Here is a 24,549-nt window from a genome sequence, read left to right on the forward strand (position 1 = left end):
ATATCAAAATATTAAGGAAGGCAGAGACAATGAGCTCAAGCAATCACCACCGCTTAATCATATTAGGTTCAGGGCCAGCAGGTTACACCGCTGCAGTCTATGCTGCAAGAGCCAATCTTCATCCGGTTTTAATCACTGGAATGCAACCAGGAGGTCAATTAACAACCACAACGGACGTTGATAATTGGCCTGGTGACATCGAGGGACTACAAGGCCCTGCCTTGATGGAGCGTATGCAAAAACATGCAGAACGCTTTGATACTCAAATAATTTTTGATCATATTGTTAAAGCTAATTTAACACAAGCACCTTTTGCATTGCATGGTGATAGTGATATTTATACCTGTGATGCCCTGATCATCGCCACTGGAGCTTCTGCGCGGTATCTGGGATTACAGTCAGAATCAACTTATCAAGGCCGAGGCGTTTCTGCCTGCGCCACTTGTGATGGCTTTTTTTATCGCAATAAAGAAGTTTGTGTTATTGGTGGAGGAAATACTGCGGTTGAAGAAGCGCTTTATTTGTCTAATCTCGCTTCATCTGTAACCTTGGTACATCGACGCGACAGTCTGCGCGCTGAGAAAATCCTTCAGGATAAACTCTTTGAAAAAACACGTAATGGCAATATTAAAATAATTTGGAACTCCACTCTTGAGGAAGTCATTGGTGATGATAAAAAAGTAACTGGAGCTTTAATTCGTAATGTACAAAATGATGCAAAGGAATTATTAAATGTCGATGGTGTATTCATTGCTATAGGACACACTCCTAATACTGATTTGTTTAAAGATCAACTGATCATGAATAATGGTTATATCGTTATCAAATCAGGACTGGAAGGTATGGCAACCAGTACTTCTATTCCCGGTGTATTTGCTTGTGGTGATGTGGCTGACCATGTGTACCGACAAGCCATTACCTCTGCAGGTTTTGGTTGTATGGCTGCTCTTGATGCAGAACAATTCTTGGATTTGAATTTAGGAAGTAACGTTTAATTGAAATCTGGTGCGGTGAAGCTAACTTATAATGTAATACTCTGCTTTGCTGCCCTAATAGAGCTGCCAATTTATGATGCCCCTGGTGTTTTATTTTGATGAAGCATTTTCAGCATAATATCTTTCCCCATAGCTTCAACCATTTTCATAAATAAGGCAGGGTTTTTTTCTTGTAAGCGGCGCAAATCAGAATAACGCCAATATAAAAAATCTACTGGTTCTCGAGAATGTATGGTAGTGCTGGCCTTACCATCACTAAAATAACTCATCTCACCAATAAAATGATATGGACCTACCTCAATAGTAGTCCCATCTACCTCAATATAAACCAAACCTTGAGTGATCAACATTAAATTTTCTACAGGCTCCCCTTCAGTCAGCATTTTTTTATTGCTGGAAGTACCTCGGTAACTTAATTTAATAAGACGAATAAAATCACTTGTTTGCACACTTGAAAAAAATAAATCTTTTATCTGTTGCAAGTCATATGGCAAGTCTCTAGGTATCATATCTCTTAACAAAATACCAATCTGTACGAAATTAATGATTAAAGATGCGATAGCCCAATATGCAACGGGAGGTACATTAGCCAATGCTCCATAAAGCAAAAAGGATAAATCAGATAGTACAAATATTATACGCAAAAGGAGTACTTTTCTAAAACAAAGACTCAAAAGCATTAAAATATTTCCCAGGCTATACAAATAATCCAATTATTTCCTCCAGTTCTTAACCTAGAAAAAGTAGTAGAAACCGTAGCACACAAACAAAAGGGGCTAATATGTTAGCAGATTCGATACCTTTAGCTTGCGCAGCAGGTCTCTACTACTTTTTCTCGGTTTATAATAATTGTAGAATAAAAAAGATTTTTAAGAAAAAAATCTTTATAAATCTAGGAGATTGTATTGAGCTATAATGAAATCCACTTCTTTCCAAATCCGGAAACAAGTGATGAGCAAGGCCTATTATTCATTGGCGGTGATTTATCACCCCAACGTATACTTCAAGCTTATAGACAAGGAATTTTTCCCTGGTATGAGCCAGGAACACCTATTCTCTGGTGGTCTCCAAATCCAAGACTTATATTGATTCCCAATGAATTTAAAGTGTCTCGCAGTTTACAAAAATCATTAAAAAAATCCTTTAGATTCACAATAGATACAGCATTTAAACAAGTAATTACTGCATGCGCCACGAGTACTGCACGAATAAATAATACCTGGATAACGAAAGAAATGATCGAAGCATATACTCGTTTACATACTATGGGTTATGCTCATTCCTTTGAAATATGGTATGAAAATGAACTTGTAGGGGGCTTATATGGGCTGAGTTTAGGTCATGCTTTTTTTGGTGAATCGATGTTCCACAAGATAACAGATGCATCAAAAATTGCTTTTTATTATTTATGTAAAACAATGGTAAAATGGAATTTTGATTTTATTGATTGCCAAATTCCAACCAATCATTTACAAAGTTTAGGCGCTAAAGTTATCGAGCGAAAAGAATTTATTCATATATTATCTCAATCATTAGAACACCCTACAAAGCAAGGTCAATGGAATATCATCCTTACTTAATATTTCAAATAACAACAACAGTGTACTATTATTATACAATATAGACATACCATTACCATTTCATCCTGTTATGGCTTCAATGATTGACAATTTAGTTACTATATAACCCGGAGTATTTGCCTATGGAGTCAAAACAAAATAATGAATCAGAATCTAAAGTTTCTATTATTTTTGGAAAACTTAGCAGTAACCAATTACATGATATTTTGGAAAACCACGGTGCTACAAAAAAAGAAACTAAGGCTGTATTTTTAATAAGTGATAATTCAGCAGGGATAATAACTGTTTCATATTACTCTCAAGAACATGAGATGGTAAAACATCTTCGACTGGGTTTAACCCATGAGGGCTGGAAAATGGTTCCTAAGCCTCCTAGAGAACCTGCATTTACAGATACACTTGAAGTAAAAACAAAATATATGCAAGATAAAGCAATATTTGATGAGGAAATGCAGTGTTTTCTCAATACAGCAAAGAGACTATTTGAACAAAGTGTTACTCCAGATCAGATTAGGACGCTTAGTTTTGAATTACAAAAAAATGAATTGAATCTGCATGGGCTGATTAGACCAAGTCGCGCACAAATCAGTCAAGAGAAATACTATGCTGAGTATGTTGCCGATGTATTTGTAGCTGAAGATATTCCTGGATTAGTTAATATCAATAAAGCAAGATAAGAGCAATTGTATTAATGACGAGTCCATAATGTCTGGAGTAGACCAATGACGAAATAATACAATAATTAAATTTTAATAAGCGTAGATTGCCATTTTCTTCATTTTAGTGCAGTATACACGCAGTAAGTATATAATAATAAATCTTATAAATTTGTACATCACTGAGAGACCTATGGCAAAAGAAGATCATATAGAAATGGCTGGAACGGTTATAGATACCTTACCCAACACCATGTTTCGGGTTGAATTAGAAAATGGACATGTGATCACTGCTCACATTTCTGGTCGTATGCGTAAAAATTACATTAGAATTTTGACCGGTGATAAAGTCAAAGTCGAGTTAACTCCCTATGACTTAACCAAAGGTCGCATTATATTCCGCGATAAAAACTAAGTAGTATCTTATTTAAAAATATATTCTCTACAAAAGTGAGCTGGAGCGAAGAAAAGTGCAGCTCGGCCTACGCTTTGGTAATCGTTCGAAATGTTAGATTGCAGCCAGGGTTACGGCTTTCGCTTTCACCCAGCTATGAGAATAGTTAAACGCTTTGCTACCCTGAGCCTTAAAGAACTATAAAGCTTCAAATATTGCAGCAGCGCCCATGCCTGTGCCAATACACATGGTGACCATGCCATAACGTCCTTTAGTTCTTTTTAATCCATGCAATAAAGTAGCTGTTCTTATTGCACCTGTTGCACCTAAAGGGTGTCCTAAAGCAATAGCTCCACCTAAAGGATTCACTTTGGTTCGAGGGAGATCAAGCTCTTTAATCACTGCCAATGCTTGCGCTGCAAAAGCCTCATTAAGCTCTATCCAATCCAGCTGATCTAAAGTAAGACCTGCTCGTTTTAAAGCAACTGGAATTGCTTTGATAGGGCCAATCCCCATAATTTCAGGAGGAACCCCGGCGACAGCATAACTCAGCAATCGTCCTATTGGTTTTAAATTATATTGATGTAAAGCCTGTTCGCTGGCCAATAAAGCAATGCCTGCGCCATCACTGGTCTGTGAGCTGTTTCCTGCAGTAACCGTTCCTCTTGCAGCAAAGACTGGTTTTAATTTAGAAATAGCATCATAAGAAGTATCAGCTCGTGGTCCTTCATCATCATTTACCCATTTTTTCTTCATTATTACCGATGCATTTTTTAAATCTGCCTGTCTTATGGTAATTTCTACGGGGCTGATTTCTGCTTTAAAGTCACCCCGCTGCTGTGCTGCTACTGCTTTTTTATGACTTTCGGCAGCAAACTCATCTTGTTGCTCTCGAGTAACTTCCCAACGTTTTGCAACATTTTCAGCGGTAATACCCATCCCATATGCAATTGCGATATCGTCATTATTGAATAGAACAGGATTCACTGTGTATTTATTTCCACCTAAAGGAACCATAGACATGCTTTCAACACCACCAGCAAGAGCCAAATGCATATCACCACTACGTATAGACTCTGCAACAGTAGCAATACTTTGCACTCCAGAAGAACAAAAACGATTAATTGTCATTGCGGGAACAGACTGAGGCAAGCCAGCAAGTAATGAAGCAATACGTGCTACATTCATACCCTGCTCTGCTTCAGGCATAGCACAGCCTATTACAACATCACCTATCTCCTGATGATCCACTGATGTATTACGTTCCATTAAGCTTCTGATCACATGGGCCAATAAATCATCGGGTAAGGTATTCTTAAATACACCACGTGGCGCTTTACCTACTGGGGTGCGTAATGCATCGACTATATATACATTAGTCATTTTCAAATCTCCCTTAGTTGCGTAACGGCTTGCCAGTTTCTAGTAAATGACTAATCCGTGCTTGAGTTAATTGCGTTCCAGCAAGAGCTATAAAAACTTCTCGCTCTAACTTAAGCATCCAGTTCTCATCAACAAATGTGTTTTGATTAAGATTGCCGCCACAAAGCACTGTTGCCAGTTCGGTAGCAATGAAATAATCATGCTGAGAAATAAAGCCACCCTCTAACCAGTTAACCAAACCGGCCTGTAGTCGTGCTTTACCTTCAATTCCAGCAATTTGAAACTGTTTCTTTAAAGGAGGAAGATAATTTTCAGTATGCATGGAATTTATCTTAGCCAATGCAACATAGAGCACTTCATTAGCGTTCATGACATAACTGTCCGTACTTCGCAAATAGCCCATCTGCATTGCCTCAGCAGCTGAACCTGCAACTTGTGCAGTGGCAATTTGTTGATAGTAACTCTGAAGAACTGCCATCAAATCTTTAGGAGCCAGATGTGCAGCACGCATGGCCATTTCTTTGCATCCACCTCCAGCAGGTATCACGCCAACACCAAACTCAACCAGACCAGGATAAGCTTCATAGGAAGCCACTACAGCATCACAATGCATCATTAATTCACAACCACCACCAAGAGCACGTCCTCTCAAAGCTGCGACTGTTGGCACAGAACTGTATTTCAAACGCAAAGCGATGCGCTGAAATTGTGCAATCATGGCATCCAAAGCCTGCATTTTGTTGTCCTTAATTAGATTAAGAACACCACGTAAGTCAGCACCCGAACAAAAATTAGTCACATCGTATTGATAAATAATTAACCCACGACATTGTTTTTCTGCAGTTTCCACTGCAGCCTCCAATCCATCAAGAACTGCTTGTCCTACAGTATTTGCTTTACTTTTAAAATTCACTACAGCGACATCATCTTGTAAATGCCATAAACGCACACCTTCATTTTCATAAATCACGGGCGTAGGATGTTCTGGTTCTTTAATAACCCGGTCAGTAAAAAGCTGACGTTTGTACACAGGCAATTGGCTTCGCGATTGATAATCATTCTTCAGTGGAGAATATGCGCCATTTTCAGTATAGAAAGCATCGATTTCCAAAAGCCATCCGGGCAATTGCGCTGTACTAAGCGATGATTTTTCCTTTATTGCTTGATTAATATACTGAGTCATTTTTGCCAAGTCAGCTAATTGCCACGTTTCAAAAGGTCCTTGCATCCATCCAAAACCCCAGCGAATCGCCAGGTCAACATCTCTAACATTATCTGCAATTGACTCAAGATGATACGCACAATAATGGAATAAATCTCTGAAACATGCAGCCAAGAATTGTGCTTGCTTGTTATTGGAAATAATTAGATTTTGCATGCGTGCTGCGGGATCGGGATTACCCATAATCGCTTTTAACGCATCACTTACAACAGGATGCGCCGGACGATAACTTGCTGTTCCAATATCATAAACCTCAATAATTTTGCCATTTTTTCTATAAACACCCTGGCCTGTTTTTTGCCCTAAATGTCCATCTTTAACGAGATTAAGGAGCCATTCAGGCAGTTTAAAGGTATGATGCCATGGATCATCTTGTAACTGTTGCTGCATTGTGTGGATTACATGTTGCATGGTATCCAGACCAACAACATCCATAGTACGAAACGTGGCAGACTTTGGTCTTCCTAACAAAGGACCTGTCAATGCATCAACTTCGTCCAATCCCATGTCCATAGCAAAAGCATGATGTAAGGTTGTTAAGAGAGAAAATACGCCTATACGATTGCCAATAAAATTAGGCGTGTCTTTGGCACGCACCACTCCTTTACCTAGATAACGAGTTAACCATGTCTCCAGGTTATCAACCAACTCCTTATCTGTAGTTTCAGCAGGAATAAGTTCTGCAAGATGCATATAACGCGGAGGATTAAAAAAGTGAACACCACAAAAATTTTCTCTATGTGCTTTGGGTAAAACAGAACATAAAGAATTAATACTCAATCCTGAAGTATTACTCACTAGAATAGAGTGTTCTGCTAAAAATGGGGAAATCCGCTTGTATAGATCTTCTTTCCAATCCAAACGCTCAGCTATTGCTTCAATAATTAAATCGCATGAAGATAAATCAGCAAGATCCTGATCATAATTTCGTGCTTGCAATAATGTTGCAGTTTGAGCAGTAGCAAGAGGAGCAGGCTTTAGCTTCCCTAAATTAGCTATTGACTTATCAATCAGTGCATTCGCATTTCCTTCTTTAGATGCCAAATCATAGAGTAACGTTTCTATACCTGCGTTAACACAGTGCGCTGCAATCTGCGCACCCATCACCCCAGCACCCAGAACTGCGACTTTTTTTATAAAAAAAGGTCCCTGCATTCTTTTTTCCTCATTATTTACAATGTAGCCCGAGTTATGTCTTGCTTCACACAGGCCACAACAATTGATTAAAATCAAGACAAATCAAAACGTATACCTTGTGCTAAAGGTAATTCATTTCCCCAATTTATCGTATTGGTTTGTCGACGCATGTATGCTTTCCAAGAATCAGATCCCGATTCACGCCCACCACCGGTTTCTTTTTCCCCACCAAATGCACCACCAATTTCAGCCCCTGAAGTACCTATATTAATATTGGCTATTCCACAATCACTGCCCCAGGCACTTAAAAAATGTTCCGCATTGTTTAAGTTTTGGGTGAACATGGCAGAAGACAAGCCTTGAGGCACATGATTTTGTAAAGCAATCGCCTCATCGATTGTCTGAAAAGGCATAACATATAAAATTGGCGCAAATGTTTCTTCTTGCACAATTTCCCAATGATTTTTTACATTACATACCAATGTAGGCTGGACAAAAAAACCAGGACGCTGGACTGGTTCACCGCCATAGATAATCTGGCCACCTGCTTCCTTAATTCGAGCTATTGCCTGATTAAATTGATAAACAGCTTGTTCATCAATAAGCGGTCCCATTAAATTTTTCTTATCTAAAGGATCACCAATTGTTATTTGCTCATAGGCAAATCGTAACCGCTCTACAACGTAATCATACTTAGAATGATGAACAAATAAACGTCGTGTAGAAGTACACCGTTGACCTGCAGTGCCTACTGCCCCAAAAACAATGGCTGGGATTGCTAAATGAAGATCAGCTGATTCATCGAGAATAATTGCATTATTACCGCCTAACTCTAGGATAGTTTTACCTAATCGAGCTGCGACTTTTTCTGCAACCTGTTTACCTACAGCTGTTGAGCCAGTAAATGAAATAAGAGGTATACGTTTATCATTAACCATTTCTTCAACCACATCGTGGCTTTCTGGAATAATTAAACTAAATATTTCCGGGCAACCATTAGCCCTTAATACTTCACTGCAAATATGCTGAACCGCAACAGCACACAAAGGAGTCTTTGCTGAAGGTTTCCACAAAGTCACATTACCACAGATAGCTGCCAGAAAAGCATTCCAAGACCAAACTGCAACGGGAAAGTTAAAAGCTGTAATAACGCCAACAATACCATATGGATGCCACTGCTCATACATTCTGTGTTGTGGACGTTCCGAATGCATGGAATTACCATATAACATACGCGATTGACCTACCGCAAAATCGGCTATATCAATCATTTCCTGAACTTCTCCATCCCCCTCCTGCTTGGATTTACCCATTTCAAGGGAAACCAAACTTCCTAAAGCATCTTTATGGTCACGCAATGCTTGGCCAATTTGCCTGATGATTTCTCCCCTTTTGGGAGCGGGAACTTTTTTCCACTCATGTGCAGCATGTTGAGCACGAGCCATTACCTCTTCATAATCGCGCATAGTGCACATTGCTATTTCTGCAAGCTTTTCACCATTTGCCGGGTTATAAGAGATTAATTGGTGTTCATGAATTCCACTTTGCCAACCTTGACCGCTAAAGGCTCCCGGATTAACTGCGTGTATTTTCAAGCGTTTTAATATGTCCATTAAATACCTCCATAGTAACCCGGATTCACAAAAACATAATCCGGGAACAGTAACATGATATTTCTAGATTAAGCGTAATAACGACCAAAGCGATTTTCCAGCACTGCAGACAACTGAAATTTTTCCTGTAAAATCAATCCCTTATACTCATTCTCTTGCCCAAGCACTAAATCCACCACTGCACAAACACCAGAAGCAGTACTTATTTGAATTGCTGACCACTCCAAACCACAAATTTCTGCAGGGTAAATCTTTTTCACATAATTTGTTTCAGTCAACTCGCCCTGTTTTATCCCTTCAACAGAAACATAAACGATAACAAGATCTTGATAAGTTTTAGGAATAGCATTTTCTAAAATTCTCTTTAACGTAGGTCTATCTTGGTTTAATCGTAAATCGTTCATTAATAAACGCATCTTTGAACAATGGCCAGGATAACGCATTGTTTTATAATTCATGGTCTGTACTTTACCCGCATGCAATTCCGCCAAACTTCCTAATCCACCTGAAGTATTAAATGCTTCATATTCACATCCATCGATTTGAATAGTTTCTAATCCTTCTAAAGGGGACAAAGTTACTGCTTTTCCATATTTAATTGCATAACAAGGATTGCCATATTCATTAATAACTCCATCAGTTGACCAAGTTAATGAATATTGCAGTGCATTATTTGCATTTTGAGGAAGAGCTCCGACACGTAATTTAACATGATGACACTCTTCAAATTCGTGCATTAAACTATTTGCAGCGATACTGATAAACCCAGGAGCTAATCCACATTGAGGAACAAATGCAGTTTCTGCATCAAGAGCAATTGCTTTCACTGCTTCAGTCACCGCGGTATCTTCTGTGAGATCGAAATAATGTGCTTTAGCGGCTCTTGCAGCCTCAGCAACATAAGTATTTAGAAAATATGGAAGGCTTGAGATAACAGTCACAATACCATTTTTTTCCATATAAGCTTGGGTTGACTGCTGATCTCGAACATCTAAGGCTACTGTTTTAATTTTGGGTACTGCATCCAACAGTCTTTTTACATCTGAGCCATTAAAATCAATATCAACCAGATGAACCTGATAAGAACCGCTCTCTGATAACAAACAAGCGATTAAGCTACCAATTTTCCCTGCACCAGTAATCATTACATTATACATTTATCCCTCTCCCATTATAAAACGCAATCATCCTACACAAAATATTTAGAATTGGATAGTATTCTCTAAACTATGTGCAGAACAAAATGACAATTTTTAAAATCGAGTTATTTTATTTTTTAAGCCATAATATTCAAAAAGGAATGACTATTTTTTAAAAAATTCTTGAACTCATAAAGGGAATTGATCATGAATAAATCTAAGAAGAAGCCCCAACAATCTACTGGGAATACGCAGAACTCCTTATTAACTGAATCAGAAAAATACGACTATGAAGGGCAAAGTTTTGATAGATTATTCCATGCCTTAATCAGCCAATTGTGTAACTGGCTATCCCCAGGAACACTCATGATGTCTTTTACAGATTGGCTGTTCTATTTAGCTTTTTCGCCAGCGAAGCGAATTGATTTAAATAAAAACGCACTCAAAAAACTGGGGCATTTATTATTATATGCACAAAAACAAAGCCAAGATAAATGTGAACTCTGTATTGAAGTACGTCAAACAGATCACCGCTTTCAAAATAAATTATGGTCTCAGTTTCCATTCAATGTGTACTCACAATCTTTTTTATTAACAGAAGAATGGTGGGACAATGCTACAACACATCTTCGTGGTGTTTCCAAGCACCATGAAAACATAGTTAATTTTGTAACACGCCAAATTCTAGACGTTTTTGCTCCATCTAATTTTCCTGGAATGAATCCTGAAGTAATTACTACCACAATCAATGAAGGAGGAATGAATTTCATCAAAGGATGGAATAATTTTGTTGATGATATCATCCTAAAACTGAATGACAAACCACCAGCAGGAAGTGAACAATATAAAGTAGGAAAGAATGTAGCAGTAACATCTGGGAAAGTTATTTATCGAAATCATTTAATTGAGCTTATCCAATATGAACCAACAACATCAACAGTGTATCCAGAACCTGTCTTAATCATCCCCGCTTGGATCATGAAATATTACATTCTTGATCTCTCGCCTAATAATTCAATGGTTAAATTTTTAGTGGATAAAGGACACACTGTTTTTATGATATCCTGGAAAAATCCAACTTCTGAAGATAGAGATTTAGACTTTTCTGATTACGTAATACATGGCGTGATGGATGCATTAAAAACAATAAATCAAATTATTCCACAAGAAAAAATCCATGCAGTAGGCTATTGTATTGGAGGAACCCTATTAACAATGGTTGCTGCAAAAATGGCGGCTGATAATGATGAGCGATTAAAAACAATTACGTTGTTTGCAGCGCAAACCGATTTTCAGGATGCAGGTGAACTGCAGTTATTTATTGATGAAAACCAACTTACTTATATTGAAGATATCATGTGGGAAAAGGGCTATTTAGAAGGTTCGCAAATGGCTGGAGCGTTTAATATGTTACGCTCCATAGATCTCATTTGGTCTCGAGTGGTTTATGATTATTTATTGGGCAAACGACAGGAAGTTAGTGACTTAATGGCGTGGAATTACGATACCACACGCATGCCCTACAAAATGCACAGCAAGTATTTACGTAGTTTGTTTTTAAATAATGATTTAGCTCAAGGACGATTTAAAATTCTTGATGTAAGCATTAATCTTGCCGATATCAAAATACCTACTTTCGCAGTAAGTACCATAAAAGATCATATAGCACCTTGGAAATCAGTGTATAAAATTCATTACTTCACTGACAGCAATATTACCTTTGTACTGACCAATGCAGGACACAATACAGGAATTATTAATGAGCCAGGTGAATCTGGACGAAGTTATCAAATGCTAACTCATAAAGAAAATGATAAACATTTAGCTCCCGATGTTTGGTTGGAAAGAGCTCCTCATTTTAAAGACTCCTGGTGGCCAGCCTGGGAAAAATGGCTTACAGGCTATTCTGGTACGAAAAAGAAACCACCTGAACTAGGCAACCCTGAGAAAAAAATAAGACCGATTTGTGATGCACCAGGAACATATGTTCTGAAAAAATAATACTTCGCCCCATCCTATCAATTCATCTCTTGCTTACAAATTAAAGATACAAGTCAGGATGGGGCAACAGAAACAAATATTAGTCTATTACTTTAACCTGTATTTACCCGGATTAGGGGATAGCAACTATAAAATGTTTCATTAATTCTTGACCTGGATAAAGGACTCAATTATCTTATCTTTTTATAATTTTTTAACAGCTCATGAAGCAAACCGCTTTAGCCAATTATATTCCTTTGAATTCATCAATTCATATTGGCTATATTAAATACTTTTTTGTATTTATCGCAGGCATTCTGGCGCCTTTTGGTTTTGCACCTTTCCATATACCAGGATTAGCACTATTAAGTCTGGCCTTTTTCTATTCGAGTCTCCAAAATTGCTCTGGAAAACAAGGCTTTTCGCTTGGTTTTTTTTATGGGATAGGCTATTTCGGCTTTGGAGTTTCCTGGGTTATAGTCAGTATTCATGACTATGGCCAACTCAATTATTTCTTTGCAGGTTTAGTTACATTAATTTTCATTATGTATCTCGCGCTTTTTCCTGCCCTTGTTGCTGGTCTGTATAAATTGCTTGAGCTCAAAAATCGAAAACTATTGTCTTTAACCTTATTTTGTGTTTTATGGTGCTTGAGTGAATACTGTCGTGCTACTTTATTTACCGGTTTTCCATGGTTATTAATAGGCACCATCCTCATTGATACTCCTATTAAATACATTGCACCTGTTTTAGGAATTTATGGGCTCAGTTTTGTATGTGTTTTAATTTCTGCATTACTGACACTAGCTTTATTACAAAACTCCCAAAAACGTTACCATTATTTGATCCTAATTGTGCTTATTATTATTAGCCCAATACTTTGCAAAAATATCTCATGGTCACAAATCAAACAAGAGCCTATAAGTATAGGAGCTGTCCAGGCGAATTTATCCATGCGCGACAAATGGGATGAAACCTTATTTTGGAATTTATTAAAATACTATGAAAATGCAATTAATAAACTCTTAGGTAAACAATTAATTATTTTACCAGAATCAGCCATACCACTGCCTGCAAGTTATCTGGATAAATACTTATTGAAGCTGAACAAAAAAGCTCTGAAAGCAAACAGTGCACTTATGGTAGGCATTTTACAACCTACAAACGATAGTGAAACAAATTATTACAACTCGGTAATTACGCTTGGGCAGGCAAAAGGGAAAAAACTCAAACGTCATCTGGTTCCTTTTGGTGAGTATATTCCCAAACCTTTGATTACCATTAATCGTTGGTTGAATTTACCTGAACCCAATTTATTACCAGGAAAAAGAAAACAACCTCTAATTCGAATCGAAAACCATCCTATAGCAAGTCTCATTTGCTATGAGCTTGCATATCCCAACATTTTACGTGATCAAATGCCTAAAGCCCAATGGATCGTTTCAATTAGTGATAATGGCTGGTTTGGACACTCATTAGCCAGCTACCAACAACTACAAATGGCTCAAATTCTTTCTCTACTTACAGGACGATATCAAATAGTTGTCAATAATGACGGTTTATCGTCAGTAATTGACCCAAGCGGAGATATAGTAGAAAGTCTTCCTCCATTTAGCTCTGGCATCTTACAAAGCAGCATATTTCCTGCCGAAGGCCTTACTCCTTGGATTATTTGGAATGAGTACCCTGTGCTTATATTTTGCACAATATTTCTTGTTTTTATACTTTTTATTCAACTTCGTCGCTTATTCCAGTAATAATCTATTGCTGGCAGGCACAAGAGGAGTTATCCTTAGCGATTTAGAGTCACTTAAAAAATCGGACTATGGATAATACCTATATACCACAAGAAGTTGAAGAACAAGCTCAACTGTATTGGCATAAAAAACAATCATTTAACGTTTCAGAAGATTTAAACAGAGAGAAATTTTATTGTTTATCCATGTTTCCCTACCCAAGTGGGACACTGCACATGGGGCATGTTCGTAACTACACTATTGGTGACGTTATTGCTCGTTATCAACGTGCTTTGGGTAAAAATGTTCTTCAACCCATAGGTTGGGATGCATTTGGCTTGCCGGCTGAAAATGCAGCCATCAAAAACGGAATCCCTCCTGCTGAATGGACAAAAAAAAATATAGAGTCCATGAAAAAACAATTTTTACGTCTTGGTAATGCCTATGATTGGCGACGTGAAATTTGTACTTGTACACCTGAATATTATCGATGGGAACAATGGTTTTTTATTCGATTATTCGAAAAAGGATTAGTATACAAAAAAAATGCCGTGGTAAATTGGGATCCTGTAGATCAAACCGTTTTGGCAAATGAACAAGTTATCGATGGACGCGGCTGGCGTTCTGGAGCTCTTGTTGAGCGAAAAGAAATCTCACAATGGTTTATTAAAATTACAGCTTATGCCGACGAACTCCTCAGTTCACTGGATACATTGGAGGAGTGGCCAGCGCAAGTAAAACAAATGCAACGCAACTGGATAGGTCGCTCTACTGGTACTGAAATTTATTTTAACGTCAATAATTATTCCAAACGATTAAAAATATATACAACCCGCCCTGATACCTTAATGGGTACAACGTACCTTGCCGTAGCAACAGATCACCCCCTTGCCAAAGAAGCTGCAAATGCTCGCAAGGAAGTCAAAGAGTTCGTTGACAGTTGCCAAGGTACTAAAATGGCTGAGGCAGAGCTTGCTACTATGGAAAAACGAGGTGTCGCTACAGGCATGTCGGCAATTCATCCTATAACTGGTGAAGAACTACCGATATGGGTAGCAAATTTTGTACTTATGCAATACGGTTCTGGAGCTGTAATGTCAGTCCCAGCCCACGATCAAAGAGACTGGGAATTTGCACGCAAGTACCAATTACCTATTAAAGAAGTCATTAAACCTGCAAATGATACAAAACATGACTTAAGCAAGTCCGCTTATACTGAAGAAGGCACATTAATTAACTCAGGTCAATTTGATGGGTTAAGCTCCTCCCAAGCAGTGGAGACTATAACCAGCTTCCTTGAAGAACATGACGCAGGAAAAGCAACAATTAACTATAGATTACGTGACTGGGGCGTATCAAGACAAAGATATTGGGGAACTCCTATCCCCATGATTTTATGCGAACAATGCGGTACTGTGCCTGTTCCAGACGAAGATCTTCCAGTAATTCTTCCAGAAAACGTAACATTTACTGGCACCGGTTCGCCACTTGCACAATGTCCAGAATTTGTTAATGTGAGCTGCCCTAAGTGTGGTCAGGATGCATCCCGCGAGACAGACACTTTTGATACTTTTGTTGAGTCATCTTGGTATTATGCTCGTTTTGCATGTAAAAGTCAGGAAAATGCCATGCTTGATGACCGAGCAAAATATTGGACTCCTGTGGATCAATATGTAGGTGGGATCGAGCATGCAGTAATGCATTTACTTTATGCTCGTTTTTTTCATAAGCTGATGCGTGATGAAGGTTTAGTGAATTCGGATGAGCCATTTAAAGCTCTGTTAACTCAAGGGATGGTTTTAAAAGACGGACATAAAATGTCTAAGTCTGTGGGTAATGTCGTCGACCCCAATCATCTTATCGATACTTATGGTGCTGATACGGCACGTTTATTCGTTATGTTTGCCGCACCTCCTGAGCAATCGTTGGAGTGGTCAGATACTGCTGTGGAAGGCGCGCATCGTTTTCTAAAACGTATTTGGGCTTTTGTCTATCAGTACCAAAATATGTTCATTGAGATCAATGACATCATTCAAAGTGGCAATGGACATGTGAACTGGCAGCAAGTGGAAAGTAGGTTAAAGAAATCACGTCTTGTTGTGCATCAAATTCTTGCACAAGCAACACATGATTATGATCGTAATCAGTTCAATACAGTAGTTTCAGGCTGCATGAAGCTGTTTAATGAAATATCCAGTTATTCTATAAAAACTGAAGAAGATAAATTTTTTATTCACTCCAGCATGAGTATACTGTTGCGATTATTGGCTCCTATAACGCCACATATTACACATCATATTTGGCAACAATTAGGCTTTGAAAAAGCGATTATTGATGCAAATTGGCCAAGAGTAGATAAAGGTGCTCTAAAGACTGACGAAGTGGATTATGTGGTTCAGGTTAATGGGAAACTGAGAGCTCAATTTACCGCAGGTGTGGATACTCCAGAAGAAGCATTAATTACTGCAGCCAAAGAACATGCAAAAGATTTTCTGGCTGATAAAACAGTAAAAAAAGCAATCATTGTTGCGCACAGGCAATTAATTAATTTGGTTGTTAACTAAATGAAGTGCACTCATCTTGATGCATCTAAAGTCCCGCATCAATTTGCGGGACATGAGCAACAAAAAAATCAAATTGCAGCTTTACGCCATGCAGTACCGTTACTGCTCATATTATTACTATCATCCTGTGGGTTTCATCTACGCGGCATAAACAATTTGCCTAGCTGGCTTAATAATGTTGCTATTATTTCTGAAAATGATGACAAACAGTTTGTCTCAATATTGCAATCCCGACTGGAAGGAGCCAATGTTGAAGTCAATCCTGAGCCTTCTCAAGCTCAATATTGGTTGATCGTCAATGAGGTGAACTTACAACAACAGATTATCAGTGTTGGGGCAAGCACAAATCCCCGACAATATACTTTAACTCTAACTATAGTATTTGTACTGAAAACACGAACAGGCCAAATTATTAATGCCCCTGGTAGAATAAGTACTTCCCGGGAACTTATATTAAATAATGACAGGATTCTGGGTTCCAAAGATGAGGAAAATATTTTAATTGGAGAAATGAAGCAAGATGCTGTAACCCAAATCATTTATCGACTTAGCCATCTACAAGAACCTAGCTCTGATAAGGGAAAAGGTAGCGTGGGTAAGAAAAAAGCGGCACATGCTGCTCATGCTTAAACTAAAATTATCATGCAAATCAAACAACAAATGCTTGCACAGCAAGTACAAAAAAAAATTGCCCCGCTCTATATAATTATTGGGCAAGATAATTACTTGCTGGAAGAGTCTTTAGCTACCATTAAGTCAGCCATACAAAAAAATTATAACTATGATGAGCAAGTCATATCCATCCAGTCAGCAGAGGATTGGCATGCTGTAAAGGAAGAAGCAAACAGTTACTCCTTATTTTCAGATACTGTGCTCTTAAATATTTTTTATGATAAGAAATCCATAGACGCTACGGGAAAGAAAATTCTCACTGAATACCTTAACTTGATTAATTCACGCTGCTTCATTGTTATTAGAGCGCCGAATGTACCTGCAAAACAATTACAGTGGATATCATCTCATGAGCACGCAGCGCTTGTTCTATCCTACCCACTTAATACAGAAGCAATAAAAAGTTGGATAGTCACGCAATTAAAGAAAAACTTCATGAGTTATGATCTGCAAGTTCCTGATTTAATTCACCAATATACACAGGGAAATATGTTAGCTTGTGCCCAAGTTATTGAAAAAATAGCATTATCTTATACTTCTAACAGCAAAATTGAGACGCAACACGTATTGGAGCACTTATCCGATCAATGTGACCATGATCTTTTCGAATTAGTCGATGCATGTCTTCTTGGTCAAGGGGATAAGGCAATTCAGATTCTACGTCATGCAGCAAATAATAAGACAGAAGCTACTTTAGTCTTATGGATGCTCAGTCAGGAAATAAGATTAATCATACAGCTATCTTATTTAATGGAAAAGAAAATTGATATTCAAAATGCATGCAATCAATTAAAAATTTGGCCCCGGCGTGTCAACATCTATAAGATATGTTGTAATCGATTCAATCGAGTAATGCTGCAGCAGCTCCACCGATACTGTTACTTCATCGATGAGCGCATTAAATCGAATAGCTCATACACTCAAGTATGGAACTCCTTAGAAAATGCCGCTCTTTCATTTTGTTTGGGAAAATTAATAGGTGACACATGCACAGCATAGCTATTTTTGGCGGTACCTTTGATCCCATACATAATGGTCATTTGCAGGCCAGCAAATTTATACAGACACATATTAAATTTGACTCTTATATTTTTCTCCCTTGTAAAACACCAACCATAAAGCCGCCAACGTTCGCTAACAATGTGCAAAGAGTAGAAATGTTAAAGTTAGCTATTAAAGAAATTCCCGACTTTATGCTTGATTTACGCGAGATAGAGCGCGATTCCCCTTCTTATATGGTTGAAACTTTAGAAAGCTTTAGACTGGAATACCCCAAAGCATCTATAACTTTGATTGTTGGATATGATGCCTTTTTATCGTTACCGTGTTGGCATCAGTGGGAAAAAATTATTACCCTGGCGAATTTACTGATAATCAATAGAAAAGAATTTGCCAGACAAACTATCCCAGAAACTATGCAGGAATTTTTGAAAAAGTATCGGACTAAAAAAAAAATAGAACTCTTAAACACTCAAGCAGGAAAAGTTTTTTTATTTGATGCAGGTAATTATAATATTTCTTCCACTTCCATTCGTGAAGAAATACAACAGGGAGCAGATGTTAAAAACAAGCTCCCTTATATAGTCTATGAATACATTAAGAGTCAGGAGTTATATCAATAAAATTAAAGGATTCATTTACCGATACCGTTTGTTTTGCTTTATTAATTAAACCGGGTAAAGAACTGGAAATCCAGTTTATAACGGGTAAAAGCTGATTATAAACTCTGGAGCTTTGAACATATTGCTGATAAGGCAAAGAAGTCATACTGAGTATTGCGAAGATAAGAGAAAGAATAAAAACACCACGGGCAAAGCCAAAAGCACCCCCTAAAACTTTATCCATAGCGCCTAGACCGCTTCCTCTTAAAAAAAGACCAAGTATCGCATTACCGATACCTCCAGCGATTAAAACACCAAGTACAACAACAATAAAGCCTGCTATTGTACGAATTGATTGATCTTGTATATAAGGTTGCAGATAGGGATTAAGGCTTCCTGAGTAGTTATAACCTGCCCATACTGCTAATATCCATACTCCCAAGGCAATAAATTCTTTAATGAATCCCCTTAACAAACCAGTAATCGAGGATAATCCTATTATTATTATAAAAATTAAATCAACCCATTGAAATTGCATGGTTAGCTAACTCCAGTATTGACTACAAAACCATCCAACTGCATGGCACTTGCTAATTGAATTTTTAATTTCATCACATCACTTTTAATGGATGAATGTCCCGCATAAACTTTATAAGTAGCACCATGCCTTCCAGCTATTTTGATGTAACTTGCTTTATATCCTTTACTACGTAATTTACTAACTAAGGATTGGGCATTGGCCAACTTTGAAAATGAGGCCAATTGAACAGCATAAATAGTTTTTTTGTAATTTTTGGTATTAATCTTTGTATTTACTTGAGCAATTGTCGGTTTTTGAATCGCTTTATGACTCACATTTGCAACCGGTTTAATTGGTTTAACGGACGCAACGGGTTTAGACGGTATCGTTGATGCAGCTGTTTTTATTTGTTTTTTAACGACATTTTGTGCTGCATTACTTAATGCTAACTCAATTGGTTTCGCTACAGCATCCATCTTAGATGCCTCTGCTTTAGCTACAGAAACAGCTGCGTCATCTTTTTGAACGGATTGAATGAAATCTTCTTTCCCTGAATTTAATTTTTTTTGCTCTACAGCAGGAGGAATTTCAATCTTAGCCACTTTTAGGGTTTTAAACATCTCCTGTTTATCAGCTATCGCTACATCAGGAGTTGTTGGTTTAGGAGGTAACTGTACCTTTACACTAAAATTATTTTCAAGGCGTTGACTTGATTTTTTCATCATTGCAGGCAGAAAAATTGCACCCAATGATAAAACAACAGCTACACCAACTAAACGATGTTTTAGCTTCTCATCAATTACTAATTTCATTGAATCTCCTATTAGCCATAACATGACTCACAGTAAAAAATGACCCATAAACAACAATTAAGTCACCAGGTTTAGCTTGCTCCAATGCAGCTTCAAAAGCTGCAAGGGGGTTATTATAACAAATTTCCACAGGAATTTCTGCATCCTTAAAAAAGGTGAGCAGCAAATCACCACTGGCAGCACGTTTATTATCCAATTGTGCAGGATACCATCGATCAACACAATCTTTCAAAGGCGTAATCAGACCGAAAATATCTTTATCTTTTAAAGCAGAAAAAACAGCATGAATTTTTGTTTTTTTCATCATGCGCAAAGTATCTGCAAGTAATCTTACCGATTGAGGATTATGAGCCACATCAAATAAAGTACTCATACTGTCTTTATACAGTTGCAAACGACCAGGAATATAAATGCGCTGCATGGCAATTTGAAAGTGGGAAAAAATCACTGGCAGACGATGCTCAAGTAAGACACAAGCAGTAATTGCAGCAGCTGCTGATTTTAGCTGTATTGAAGGCTTAGGCAATCTATAATCTGAATAAAATCCTAGTTTTCCCTCATAATGAAGACTCCAGGCAGAATCTTCTTCTTGAATAGAAAATTCTTTGCCCAAAAAATAGGCGCGAACACCCAGTTGTTTTGCTACATAAGTTACTGATGCAGGGGGATCAATATCAGCATAGATAAACGGTTTACCAGAACGAAGGATACCCGCCTTCTCATAGCCAATTGCATCAAGTGTATTCCCTAAGTACTCCTGATGATCAAAATCTATGGTAGTAATTATGGATAATTCTGCATCCACAATATTAGTAGCATCCAACCGACCACCTAATCCTACTTCAAGAATAATGATATCCAATTCCATTTTTTTGAAATACCACAATGCTGCCAAGGTAGTCATTTCAAAATAAGTTAAAAGAATTTCTCCACGAGCTTCTTCGATAATACTAAAAGCCTGACATAAATCCTCATCAGAAATGGGCGTTAAATTTACACGGATACGTTCATTAAACTGGATAAGATGAGGTGAGGTATAAGTGCCAACTTTATATCCCGCAACATGATAAATCATTTCAAGAGCAGTTACTGTTGAACCTTTTCCATTAGTACCTGCTACAGTAATAACAGGACAACCAGGAAGTTGCAGACATAATTTTTGTGCAACTTCCATAATACGTGTTAAACCAAGTTGTATTTCATGGGTATTTCTAGTTTCTAAATCATGCAACCATTCATCAATGGATTTCTTTCGAAACTCTGCAGAGGAGAAATGTTTCGTCGATACGGTGCTCGAGTCCTCATGTACGCTCGTGCACACTCCAGTTTTATGTTCCATGTCTACAGCGTGTTTCGTAAGAGGTTTAATACGATACTGCTTTTGCAATGGAATCCCCTACACTTTTGCGCGTTAATTTAGATATCAATTCAGCAACAACCGGACGAATATCTTTTCGTCCGAGAATCATGTCGATATGTCCATGTTCTAACAAAAATTCGCTACGCTGAAACCCTTCAGGTAAAGTTTGTCTTACAGTTTGCTCAATAACTCTTGGGCCTGCAAAACCAATTAATGCATTAGGCTCAGCAATAATCACATCTCCCAGACTAGCGAAACTGGCAGAAACCCCGCCCATGGTTGGATCAGTCAATACTACAATAAAAGGTAAACCAGTTTCAGCAAATTTAGCAAGAGCAGCTGAAGTTTTGGCCATTTGCATTAAGGAAAAAAGTCCTTCTTGCATACGTGCACCACCACTTGCTGTAAAACAAATATAAGGTCTTTGTTCTTTTGTTGCTATTTGAATTGCACGAACAAACTTCTCTCCGACCGTAGCTCCCATAGAGCCACCCATAAAATTGAATTCGAAGGATCCAACAACTACAGGCTGTTGCAATAGCGTACCTTTGACAATGATCAAAGCTTCCTTCTCCCCTGTTGCTTTTTGAGCTTGTGAGATCCTGTCTTTATATTTTTTTGAGTCTCTAAACTTTAATCGATCTTGAGGCTCTAATGATTCAGCAATCTCCTCCTGGTCTCCCTCATCAAGAAATTGTTGAATTCGGATCCGTGCAGATATCCGGTGATGAAAATTACAGGATGGACAGACCATTAAATTCTTTTCTAATTCAGTACTATAGAGAACTTCATTACAGCCTGAACATTTAAGCCATAAACCCTCAGGAACTCCTTTTTTTTGGGAAGAACTCGTACTAACTCTTGAAGGCAACAGTTTTTTAAACCAACTCATAATTGTAACCCAATATTATAGAATAATAGTATTATACACAGAAAAAAATATTCTTAAATGTACATTAAATCGTATTGGAATTTTTCTTGAGCAGTAAATCTGTATGGTCTTTTTATCCAACCAGCATACAGCGAATTGCGCGGAATTTGAGTTTAAAGATTTTCATCCCCTGGATCCGAAAACCCGGAAGTTCGTTTCACTGCGATTCACCATGGCTAATGCTTTGGGATAAAAAAGTAAAATATCGTGATAATCACAAACAAAAACAAAGTGCTCAAAAAATACAACCCATTCATTTTAATAAAAAAAATCTCCATTTTTTTGAAAAAAAACAGGTGCTTTCCTAAAGTTTTTTGCCGTATGTCCGATAACCTTTTTGCGTACGGTAAATTCGCCATTTAAAAGGAATTTGCCAATTTACAAAATGTCCCAAACCAGGGATTTAGGTCTGAGGAGACTATAACTATGGCTCAAATTATTAATACCAACGTACCCTCGTTAGTTGCTCAGCGAAACTTGTCTAAATCAAGTAATGCTATGGCTACTGCAATACAAAGATTATCATCTGGTCTAAAAATTAATAGTGCAAAAGATGATGCTGCAGGGCTGGCAATTGCAACAAATATGACATCACAAATTCGCGGTATGGATCAAGCAGTGAAAAACGCCAACGACGGTATTTCACTGGCACAAGTTGCGGAAGGTGCGATGCAAGAGTCAACTAACCTTTTACAACGCATGAGAGAGTTGGCACTTCAATCTGCAAACGGAACCTATAGCCAATCAAACCGTCAAGCATTACAAAATGAAGTAAATAATCTTTTGAGTGAAATGGATCACATCGCTATGAGTACGCAATTCAACGGACAAAGCATTTTGAATGGTTCATACACTAATGCCTCTCTTCAAATTGGCTCTAATGCAGGTGAAACCCTTTCGTTTTCGATAAACAGTATTGCATCTTCAACAATAGGTAGTATTGCTTATCAACAAGGAAGTGAAGTAAGTGCTAACGCTGCTGCTGATATTACTATTGCTCTTGGTACTAATGCGGCAGTGAGCATCAGCTCTTCTGCAAACTATGTGGGAACAGCAAATGGCCAAGACGGCTCATCCGCATATGCCAAAGCAGCTGCAATTAATGCTGCAGGTGTTCCTGGTTTAACAGTAACTGCATCAACAAGTGGTACCCAAACTGTTGGAGCTATAGGAGGAACAGCTGGAGATACTTACAATCTGACCATTAACGGCGTTAACATATTTACTAACCAAGACGTCGCCACTGCATTAACTAATACTGACCTTATGGATGCAATCAATGCGGTAAGCAGTCAAACAGGGGTTGTGGCATCTTTAAATGGTGGTGACATGACTTTAACTGCAACAGATGGAAGAAACATTGCAGTAACTGAAAGTGGTACTGGATTTACTGCAGGTACTGACGGACTGACAGTCACAGGCGGTCCATTTGCAGCCACTCTACGAGGACAACTCACTATGAGTGCTGCTCAAACTATTTCTATAGGTGGAACTATAGCTGATGTTGGTCTATCAGGTACAATCAGCCTGGATACAAATGGTGTTAATAGTATTGACATCACGACTCAAGACGGCGCACAACAAGCAATATTAAGAATCAGCGCTGCATTAGATAGCGTCACTAATAATCGCGCTGCATTAGGTGCTTTGCAAAACCGACTTGATGCAACAGTAGCTAACCTGCAAAACGTATCTGATAATATGTCTGCTGCACGCAGCCGTATTCAAGATACTGACTATGCAGCAGAAATGGCTAATTTAACTAAAAACCAAATCTTACAACAGGCAGGAACAGCGATGTTGGCCCAAGCAAACGCGATGCCACAATCTGTTCTTTCCTTGTTGGGATAGTTGTAAAAGAAGTAAAAACCGAAATGCGGCACTTGCCGCTTTTCGGCTTATTTATATCCCAATGATTAAAGTATCAATCAAGGGAAAGGAGTAAAAAAATGACTATGGAATCGATTCCTCCAGCAAATAATAAATTGCTACAAACTGATTCAGTCAAATTAAAAGATAAAAACATTAAACCTGTGACTAAATGCGCTACATCAGATCTGAATCTGGATACTGATTCGAAACAGGCTATAGACCATGCCACAGGCCTTCTGCAAACTATAGTCACTGATAAAATTTCAGATAAAATAATACGCAAAATACCCTCAGATGAGTATTTGCACTTACTCAACTTGCTTGATGGGATAATTAGTGGTTCTATAGATAAACATGTTTGATGTGATTTATGGATAAAACG

General features: G+C 38.0%; 21 protein-coding genes. 12 read left to right on the forward strand and 9 right to left on the reverse strand.

Annotation, left to right across the window (positions count from 1 at the left end):
* Positions 1-29 precede the first annotated feature (29 nt).
* Entirely contained in the window at positions 30-995 is a 966-nt protein-coding gene (gene trxB / locus Ltuc_RS06840) for a thioredoxin-disulfide reductase (protein ID WP_058520543.1), read from the forward strand.
* A gap of 71 nt (positions 996-1,066) precedes the next feature.
* Here the strand turns inward: trxB and Ltuc_RS06845 are convergent, their stop codons facing one another.
* Positions 1,067-1,639: a Crp/Fnr family transcriptional regulator gene (locus Ltuc_RS06845; protein WP_238584080.1), complete on the reverse strand. Its 573-nt coding sequence runs from the start codon at positions 1,637-1,639 to the stop codon at positions 1,067-1,069.
* A 261-nt stretch (positions 1,640-1,900) separates the two neighbouring features.
* Here Ltuc_RS06845 and aat point away from each other — a divergent pair, with 261 nt between their 5' ends.
* The 3 genes from aat to infA all read left to right on the forward strand — a co-directional run bounded on the left by aat (position 1,901) and on the right by infA (position 3,646).
* A complete protein-coding gene (gene aat / locus Ltuc_RS06850) occupies positions 1,901-2,575 on the forward strand; it encodes a leucyl/phenylalanyl-tRNA--protein transferase (RefSeq protein WP_058520545.1) in 675 nt (224 codons plus the stop codon).
* Between the two features lie 122 nt (positions 2,576-2,697).
* Positions 2,698-3,252 carry a hypothetical protein gene (locus Ltuc_RS06855; RefSeq protein ID WP_058520546.1) on the forward strand — a complete coding sequence of 185 codons (555 nt, stop codon included), beginning with the start codon at positions 2,698-2,700 and terminating at the stop codon, positions 3,250-3,252.
* 172 nt (positions 3,253-3,424) lie between these two features.
* Positions 3,425-3,646 carry a translation initiation factor IF-1 gene (gene infA, locus Ltuc_RS06860; RefSeq protein WP_019233117.1) on the forward strand — a complete coding sequence of 74 codons (222 nt, stop codon included), beginning with the start codon at positions 3,425-3,427 and terminating at the stop codon, positions 3,644-3,646.
* A gap of 177 nt (positions 3,647-3,823) precedes the next feature.
* Here infA and Ltuc_RS06865 read toward each other — a convergent pair whose 3' ends face one another.
* The 4 genes from Ltuc_RS06865 to Ltuc_RS06880 all read right to left on the reverse strand — a co-directional run bounded on the left by Ltuc_RS06865 (position 3,824) and on the right by Ltuc_RS06880 (position 10,137).
* Complete coding sequence (locus tag Ltuc_RS06865) at positions 3,824-5,008, reverse strand: acetyl-CoA C-acyltransferase (RefSeq protein ID WP_058520547.1); 1,185 nt, start codon at positions 5,006-5,008, stop codon at positions 3,824-3,826.
* Positions 5,009-5,021: 13 nt separating this feature from the next.
* Positions 5,022-7,385: a 3-hydroxyacyl-CoA dehydrogenase/enoyl-CoA hydratase family protein gene (locus tag Ltuc_RS06870; protein ID WP_058520548.1), complete on the reverse strand. Its 2,364-nt coding sequence runs from the start codon at positions 7,383-7,385 to the stop codon at positions 5,022-5,024.
* 74 nt (positions 7,386-7,459) lie between these two features.
* Positions 7,460-8,980, reverse strand: a complete 1,521-nt coding sequence (amaB, locus tag Ltuc_RS06875) for an L-piperidine-6-carboxylate dehydrogenase (RefSeq protein WP_058520549.1) — start codon at positions 8,978-8,980, stop codon at positions 7,460-7,462.
* Between the two features lie 68 nt (positions 8,981-9,048).
* Entirely contained in the window at positions 9,049-10,137 is a 1,089-nt protein-coding gene (locus tag Ltuc_RS06880) for a saccharopine dehydrogenase family protein (RefSeq protein ID WP_058520550.1), read from the reverse strand.
* A gap of 189 nt (positions 10,138-10,326) precedes the next feature.
* Here Ltuc_RS06880 and Ltuc_RS06885 point away from each other — a divergent pair, with 189 nt between their 5' ends.
* From Ltuc_RS06885 to nadD, 6 genes are all read left to right on the forward strand, one after another.
* Complete coding sequence (locus Ltuc_RS06885) at positions 10,327-12,120, forward strand: PHA/PHB synthase family protein (protein WP_058520551.1); 1,794 nt, start codon at positions 10,327-10,329, stop codon at positions 12,118-12,120.
* Positions 12,121-12,323: 203 nt separating this feature from the next.
* Entirely contained in the window at positions 12,324-13,856 is a 1,533-nt protein-coding gene (lnt, locus tag Ltuc_RS06890) for an apolipoprotein N-acyltransferase (protein WP_058520552.1), read from the forward strand.
* 68 nt (positions 13,857-13,924) lie between these two features.
* On the forward strand, positions 13,925-16,399 hold the full coding sequence (leuS, locus tag Ltuc_RS06895; RefSeq protein WP_058520553.1) for a leucine--tRNA ligase: 2,475 nt from the start codon (positions 13,925-13,927) through the stop codon (positions 16,397-16,399).
* Positions 16,400-17,029, forward strand: a complete 630-nt coding sequence (locus Ltuc_RS06900) for an LPS-assembly lipoprotein LptE (protein WP_058520554.1) — start codon at positions 16,400-16,402, stop codon at positions 17,027-17,029.
* A 12-nt stretch (positions 17,030-17,041) separates the two neighbouring features.
* Positions 17,042-18,070: a DNA polymerase III subunit delta gene (gene holA, locus Ltuc_RS06905; protein WP_058520555.1), complete on the forward strand. Its 1,029-nt coding sequence runs from the start codon at positions 17,042-17,044 to the stop codon at positions 18,068-18,070.
* Positions 18,058-18,693 (forward strand): nicotinate-nucleotide adenylyltransferase, encoded by a 636-nt coding sequence (nadD, locus tag Ltuc_RS06910; RefSeq protein WP_058520556.1) that lies wholly within the window; start codon positions 18,058-18,060, stop codon positions 18,691-18,693. Before holA ends, nadD begins: the two co-directional genes overlap by 13 nt.
* Here nadD and Ltuc_RS06915 read toward each other — a convergent pair.
* From Ltuc_RS06915 to accD, 4 genes are read right to left on the reverse strand one after another with little or no spacing between them, the layout of a single operon-like run.
* A complete protein-coding gene (locus tag Ltuc_RS06915; RefSeq protein ID WP_058520557.1) occupies positions 18,668-19,210 on the reverse strand; it encodes a CvpA family protein in 543 nt (180 codons plus the stop codon). The two genes, nadD and Ltuc_RS06915, sit on opposite strands and share 26 nt — an antisense overlap.
* 2 nt (positions 19,211-19,212) lie before the next feature.
* Entirely contained in the window at positions 19,213-20,004 is a 792-nt protein-coding gene (locus tag Ltuc_RS06920; RefSeq protein WP_058520558.1) for an SPOR domain-containing protein, read from the reverse strand.
* Positions 19,988-21,391: a bifunctional tetrahydrofolate synthase/dihydrofolate synthase gene (gene folC, locus Ltuc_RS06925; RefSeq protein ID WP_238584081.1), complete on the reverse strand. Its 1,404-nt coding sequence runs from the start codon at positions 21,389-21,391 to the stop codon at positions 19,988-19,990. The genes Ltuc_RS06920 and folC overlap by 17 nt, the downstream gene beginning before the upstream one ends.
* Positions 21,369-22,256 carry an acetyl-CoA carboxylase, carboxyltransferase subunit beta gene (gene accD, locus Ltuc_RS06930; RefSeq protein ID WP_058520559.1) on the reverse strand — a complete coding sequence of 296 codons (888 nt, stop codon included), beginning with the start codon at positions 22,254-22,256 and terminating at the stop codon, positions 21,369-21,371. The genes folC and accD overlap by 23 nt, the downstream gene beginning before the upstream one ends.
* A 465-nt stretch (positions 22,257-22,721) precedes the next feature.
* On the opposite strand from accD, the gene Ltuc_RS06940 reads away from it, so the two are divergent.
* Entirely contained in the window at positions 22,722-24,146 is a 1,425-nt protein-coding gene (locus Ltuc_RS06940; protein ID WP_058520561.1) for a flagellin N-terminal helical domain-containing protein, read from the forward strand.
* 98 nt (positions 24,147-24,244) lie between these two features.
* On the forward strand, positions 24,245-24,529 hold the full coding sequence (locus tag Ltuc_RS06945) for a flagellar protein FlaG (protein WP_058459256.1): 285 nt from the start codon (positions 24,245-24,247) through the stop codon (positions 24,527-24,529).
* Positions 24,530-24,549: the final 20 nt, after the last annotated feature.

Origin of the sequence: Legionella tucsonensis, from assembly GCF_001468035.1 — a bacterium.
In the GTDB taxonomy this organism is placed as follows: Bacteria; Pseudomonadota; Gammaproteobacteria; order Legionellales; family Legionellaceae; genus Legionella; species Legionella tucsonensis.